Origin of the sequence: Micromonospora sp. M51, assembly GCF_018070305.1 — a bacterium.
GTDB lineage: Bacteria > Actinomycetota > Actinomycetes > Mycobacteriales > Micromonosporaceae > Micromonospora > Micromonospora parva.
The window spans coordinates 1-5,504 of the sequence record NZ_JAGPXZ010000406.1 but is presented as its reverse complement, the minus strand read 5'-3'; the positions used below and the strand labels follow the sequence as shown (position 1 = coordinate 5,504).

The 5,504-nt window shown below is 69.7% G+C and carries 5 protein-coding genes; all 5 read left to right on the top strand.

Annotated elements, in window-relative coordinates:
• Positions 1 to 936, top strand: a 936-nt coding sequence (locus KBX53_RS20655; RefSeq protein WP_210861098.1) for a bifunctional diguanylate cyclase/phosphodiesterase, incomplete at its 5' end; no start/stop codon positions are given.
• 46 nt (positions 937 to 982) lie between these two features.
• Positions 983 to 1,483, top strand: coding sequence for a DUF456 domain-containing protein (locus KBX53_RS20650; RefSeq protein ID WP_030337628.1), 501 nt, complete (start codon positions 983 to 985; stop codon positions 1,481 to 1,483).
• A 293-nt stretch (positions 1,484 to 1,776) separates the two neighbouring features.
• The gene (locus KBX53_RS20645; RefSeq protein WP_030337627.1) at positions 1,777 to 3,330 is read left to right on the top strand and encodes an amino acid permease; all 1,554 of its coding nucleotides are present in this window, start codon (positions 1,777 to 1,779) and stop codon (positions 3,328 to 3,330) included.
• 72 nt (positions 3,331 to 3,402) lie between these two features.
• Positions 3,403 to 3,816 carry a hypothetical protein gene (locus KBX53_RS20640; RefSeq protein ID WP_030337626.1) on the top strand — a complete coding sequence of 138 codons (414 nt, stop codon included), beginning with the start codon at positions 3,403 to 3,405 and terminating at the stop codon, positions 3,814 to 3,816.
• Between the two features lie 223 nt (positions 3,817 to 4,039).
• The gene (locus tag KBX53_RS20635) at positions 4,040 to 5,404 is read left to right on the top strand and encodes a glutamine synthetase family protein (protein WP_210861096.1); all 1,365 of its coding nucleotides are present in this window, start codon (positions 4,040 to 4,042) and stop codon (positions 5,402 to 5,404) included.
• Positions 5,405 to 5,504: the final 100 nt, after the last annotated feature.

Below are 5,504 nucleotides of genomic sequence, written 5' to 3'. Positions count from 1 at the left end.
GTGCAGTGCCCCGCCTCGGAAACCACCGCGTCGGAGCTGATGAAGGCCGCGGACACCACGCTCTTCTGGGCCAAGGCGGCGGGCCGGGGCCGGTGGGCGGTCTACGACCCCGAGCGCGGCGCCCGGGACATCGCCCGGTCGGCGCTGGTCGCCGGGTTGCCCGCCGCACTCGACCGGGGCGAGTTCGTGTTGCACTACCAGCCGATCGTGTCGCTGCTGGAGGGCAGCATGCTCGCGGTGGAGGCGCTGGTCCGTTGGGAGCACCCGGAGCTGGGCCTGATCGGGCCGGACCGGTTCATCGGGCTGGCCGAGGAGACCGGCCTGATCGTCCGGCTCGGCGAGTGGGTGCTGCGGCGGGCCTGCGCGGACGCCGAGCGGTGGTGGCGGGAGTTCCCGGACGCCCGGCTGGTGGTCAGCGTCAACCTCGCCGCGCGGCAGGCCGACGAACCCGCCATCGTGGACACTGTGGCCGACGCGTTGCGGACCAGTGGGCTGCCCGCCGAGCTGCTCCAGCTGGAGTTGACCGAGAGCGCCGTGATGGGCAGCGCCGGAGAGCCGCTGCGCAGCCTGCACCGGCTCGCCGCGCTCGGTGTCCGGCTGGCAGTGGACGACTTCGGCACCGGTTACTCCAACCTGGCGTACCTGCGCCGGTTGCCGATCCACTGCCTGAAGCTCGCCGGCCCGTTCGTCGAGGGCATCCGCGCGGACGGGACCGACGAGGCCGCCGACCACCGCGACGAACGGATCGTCGACGCGTTGGTCCGGTTGGCGCACGCCCTGGAGCTGTGGGTCACGGCCGAGGCGGTGGAGACCGGCGTGCAGGCGGAACGGCTGCGGGCGCTGCGCTGCGACACCGGGCAGGGCCGCTTCTTCGGTGCCCCGGCCCCGGCTGACGCGATCACCGCCCGGCTGCGTGGCGACGGAGCACTGCCGTGAGCGGGGGACCGTTGCGGTCTGGTCGGCGGCGACGGAGGGTGGCGGCGTGGACCTGACGGACTCGCAGACGGTGGTGACCGTGGTGGCCGGGCTGGCCATCCTGGCCGGGTTGGCCGGCGTGGTGGTGCCCGGTCTGCCGGCGCTGCCGCTGTGCTGGGGTGGCGTGCTGGTCTGGGCCGTGTTCGGCGGTGCCGGGCTGGGTGGCTGGGCGGTGTTCGCCGCCGCCACACTGGTCGCCGCGACCGGCGCCGTGATCAAGTACGCGTGGCCTGGCCGGAACCTGAAGCGCACCGGTGTGCCGACGTCCACGCTGCTCGCCGGCGGGGTGCTCGGCATCATCGGGTTCTTCGTGGTGCCGTTCGTCGGGTTGGTGCTCGGCTTCGTGGCGGGGGTGTGGGCGGCGGAGCGGCTGCGGCTGGGCAGCAACCAGCTCGCCTGGCCGTCCACCGTGCAGGCCCTCAAGGCCGCCGGCCTGTCGATCCTTGTGGAGTTCCTGGCCGGCCTGCTCATAGCCGCCCTCTGGGTGGCCGGCCTCCTCCTGACCTGACCTGCCCCCCAACCCGGAGGTTGGGGGGCGCGGGGCACTTTTGGGTACGGGCGGCGTGCCCGTGCGTGAGAGAGAGGCGTGCCCCGCGCCACCGGTGTCGGGCGGTCCGAGCGCCCGGGGTGGGGCCCTGATCGGGCCTGGTCACTGGTCCAGGATGCGGGCCGGGGTGGCTGGACGGCAACGCAATTAGCCCACCGGGAGTGAGATTCCCACCGACTACGTATTGACCGCCTTGATCGGCCGGGTCGACACTTTGCCCACTCGCACGCGGAACCACCTCAGGGAGGTGTGCAGTGGCCACGACGCCCGTGCCGACCGCCGAGCAACCGATGGACGACGACGCCCGACGGCTCGCTGAACTCGGCTACAAACAGGAACTACGCCGCAAGTGGAGTGGCTTCTCCAACTTCGCCATCTCCTTCTCGATCATCTCGATCCTGGCCGGTTGCTTCACCACCTTCGGTCAGGCGTGGAACAACGGCGGGCCGGTCGCCATCTCCTGGGGCTGGCCGCTGATCTCGCTGTTCATCCTGATCATCGGCTTCTGCATGGCGGAACTGGTGTCGGCGTACCCGACAGCGGGCGGGATCTACTGGTGGGCGGCCACCATGGGTCGTCCCGTGCACGGCTGGTTCACCGGCTGGCTGAACCTGATCGGTCTGGTGGCGGTCACCGCCTCGGTCGACTACGGCTGCGCGACGTTTCTCAACCTCACCCTGTCGGCGCTCTTCGACGGCTGGGCCGGGACGCTGCGGCAGGCGTTCATGCTCTTCGTGATCATCCTGGTGCTGCACGGGCTGATCAACATCTTCGGGCACCGGATCATCGACGTACTCCAGAACGTCTCGGTCTGGTGGCACGTGGCCGGCGCGGCCGTCGTGGTGGCCATCCTGGTCTTCGTTCCCGACAACCACCAGAGCTTCCAGTTCGTGTTCACCGAGCGGTTCAACAACTCCGGCTTCGGTGACGGCGACATCGGCGGGCTGACGTTCTGGTTCTACGTGCTGCCGCTGGGTTTCCTGCTCACCCAGTACACGATCACCGGCTTCGACGCCTGCGCGCACGTCTCCGAGGAGACCCGGGGCGCCTCGCAGGCCGCGGCCCGTGGCCTCTGGCAGTCGATCTTCTACTCGGCGGTCGGTGGCTGGATCCTGCTGCTGGCGTTCCTCTTCGCGGCCACCGACGTCGAGGCGGTCAACGCCGCGGGCGGCTTCTCCGGCGCCATCTTCGAGTCCGCGTTGACCCCGGTCTTCTTCAAGATCGTCATCATCATCTCCACCATCGGCCAGTTCTTCTGCGGCATGAGCTGCGTGACCTCGATGAGCCGCATGGCGTACGCGTTCAGTCGGGACCGGGCGGTGCCCGGATGGCGGCTCTGGTCGACCGTCGACCGCAACGGCACCCCGGTCAACGCCATCATCGGCGCCACGCTGGCCGGTCTGGTGCTGACCCTGCCGGCGCTCTACGAGAGCTCCGCCGGCATCCCGATCGCCTTCTACGCGGTGGTCTCCGTCGCGGTGCTCGGGCTCTACCTGTCGTTCCTCATCCCGATCGCGCTGCGGCTGCGGATGGGCGACCGGTTCGTCCCCGGGCCGTGGACGCTGGGCCGCAGGTACAAGCTGCTCGGCTGGATCGCGGTGATCGAGATCGCGATCATCGCCGTGTACTTCGTGCTGCCGATCGTGCCCGCCGGGGTGCCCGGCAACGACGGGTTCACCTGGTCGGCGGTGAACTACGCGCCGTTGGCCGTGGGCGGGGTGCTGCTGGTCGTTGCCGTCTGGTGGTACGCCTCGGCCCGCAAGTGGTTCACCGGCCCGGTCCGCACTGTCGACGAACGTCGTGAGTGATCGGTGACCGTCGAGGAGCGGCTCTGAACTCGTCCAACTTCCGGCGGGCGAGAGTTCAAGGGATGTGAGCGCATGATCCGCAACGAAATCACCGCTGAGCTTGAGGCGCCGGACCGGCTGTTCCAGATCACGCACGTCAGTCGGACGCACACCCAGCTGTGGCTCCAGGCAGATGCCAGCTCCACCCACGAGTACCGGCTTGAGGTGCTGTTCCAGGACGTGACGTACCTGTGCACGCCGTTCGTGCTGCGCGGCCTGTCGCTGCGCAGGGCGCATCCCGAGCAGACGCGCCGTCTGACGGGGCTGCACGAACTGGCGGTCGAACCCGGGTGGGGCGTCTATCTGCTGTCCCGCAGCCACGACTGGTTCGTGGTTTCGTCGAGCCCTCTGTGGGCCGAGGCGAAACTGAGCTACTCGGCCGAGCCGGTGTTCTGGTCGTACACCGGCAAGGAGGACATCGTGGTGTCGATGGGGACTGTGAAGTGACGTGAGGGTGGGGCCGGCGTTCGGAGTTCGGACACCGGCCTCGCCGTGTCACCTCGGCGGCGACCGACGGCTCCCGGTCTGCCCGGATGTGCATCGCACCAAGCCCGGGCGCGGCGACGAACGATCGGACGACGCGGACGAACTCGCGGTTTCGTTCCCAGGCGGCACGGGGCATTGACGGTGATCCGGTTTGCCAGTAGACCTTGGTGATGGAGGCCCGCGAATGAGGAAAGCACCGCTCACGCTGGAACAACTGCGGGTCGCCGTCGCCGAGGGTGAGATCGACACCGTGGTGCTGGCCCTCGTCGACATGCAGGGTCGCCTCCAGGGGAAACGGTTTCACGCGCCGTTCTTCCTCGATCAGGTCGCCGAGCACGGCAGCGAGGGGTGCAACTACCTGCTCGCCGTCGACGTGGACATGAACACCGTCGACGGGTACGCGATGTCGAGCTGGGACCGCGGCTACGGCGACTTCGCGATGGTGCCCGACTTCGCGACCCTGCGCCGGATGCCCTGGCAGCCCGGCTCCGCCCTGCTGCTGGCCGACCTGACCTGGCTGGACGGCTCGGGTGACGTGGTCGCCTCGCCCCGGCAGATCCTGCGCCGGCAACTGGACCGGCTGGCCGAGCACGGGCTGACCGCGTACGCCGGCACCGAGCTGGAGTTCGTGCTGTTCCGCGACTCGTACGAGGACGCCTGGCGGCGCGGCTACCGCGACCTGACCCCGGCGAACCAGTACAACGTGGACTATTCCCTGCTCGGCACCGCCCGGGTGGAGCCGCTGCTGCGCCGCATCCGCACCGAGATGGCCGGCGCCGGGCTCACCCCGGAGAGCGCCAAGGGCGAGTGCAACCTCGGCCAGCACGAGATCGCCTTCCGGTACGACGAGGCGGTGGCCTGCGCCGACCACCACGTCATCTACAAGAACGGGGCCAAGGAGATCGCCGCCCAGGAGGGCATGGCGATCACCTTCATGGCCAAGCCGAACGAGCGGGAGGGCAACTCCTGCCACATCCACTTCTCGCTGCGGGACTCGTCGGGTTCGTCGGCGATGCTCGGCGACGGGCCGGCGCACCTGTCGGCGACCGGGCAGCGGGTGCTCGCCGGGCTGTTGGCCACCATGCGGGAGTTCAGCCTGTTCTTCGCCCCGAACATCAACTCCTACAAGCGGTACCAGCCGGGCTCGTTCGCCCCGACGGCGCTGCGCTGGGGCGTCGACAACCGCACCTGCGCGTTGCGGGTGGTCGGGCACGGGCAGGGCATGCGGGTGGAGAACCGGGTGCCCGGCGCCGACGTCAACCCGTACCTGGCGATCGCCGGGCTGGTCGCCGGCGCGTTGCACGGCATCGACGGTGAGTTGGAGTTGGGGCAGGAGTGCACCGGCAACGCGTACGACGACCCGGAGGCGGAGCGTGTCCCCACCACGTTGCGCGACGCCCTGGCCCTGTGGGAGGGCTCGACGGTGGCCCGCGAGGCGTTCGGCGACGAGGTCGTGGCCCACTACGCCAACCAGGCGAGGGTCGAGCTGGCGGCCTTCGACGCCGCGGTGACGGACTGGGAGCTGACCCGTGGCTTCGAACGCCTCTGACCCCCCGAAACCCGCCGCGATCTTGCACTTTGTGTCGCCGGTCTGCGTACAGATAAGGCTTTTGCCCGGGCAGAAACTGCAAGATCGCGTAGGGGAGGGG

What these genes read in the sequence shown, in the direction of transcription:
- KBX53_RS20635 (WP_210861096.1), top strand. Translation starts at nt 4,040, where the DNA reads ATGAGGAAAGCACCGCTCACGCTGGAACAACTGCGGGTCGCCGTCGCC.
- KBX53_RS20640 (WP_030337626.1), top strand. Translation starts at nt 3,403, where the DNA reads ATGATCCGCAACGAAATCACCGCTGAGCTTGAGGCGCCGGACCGGCTG.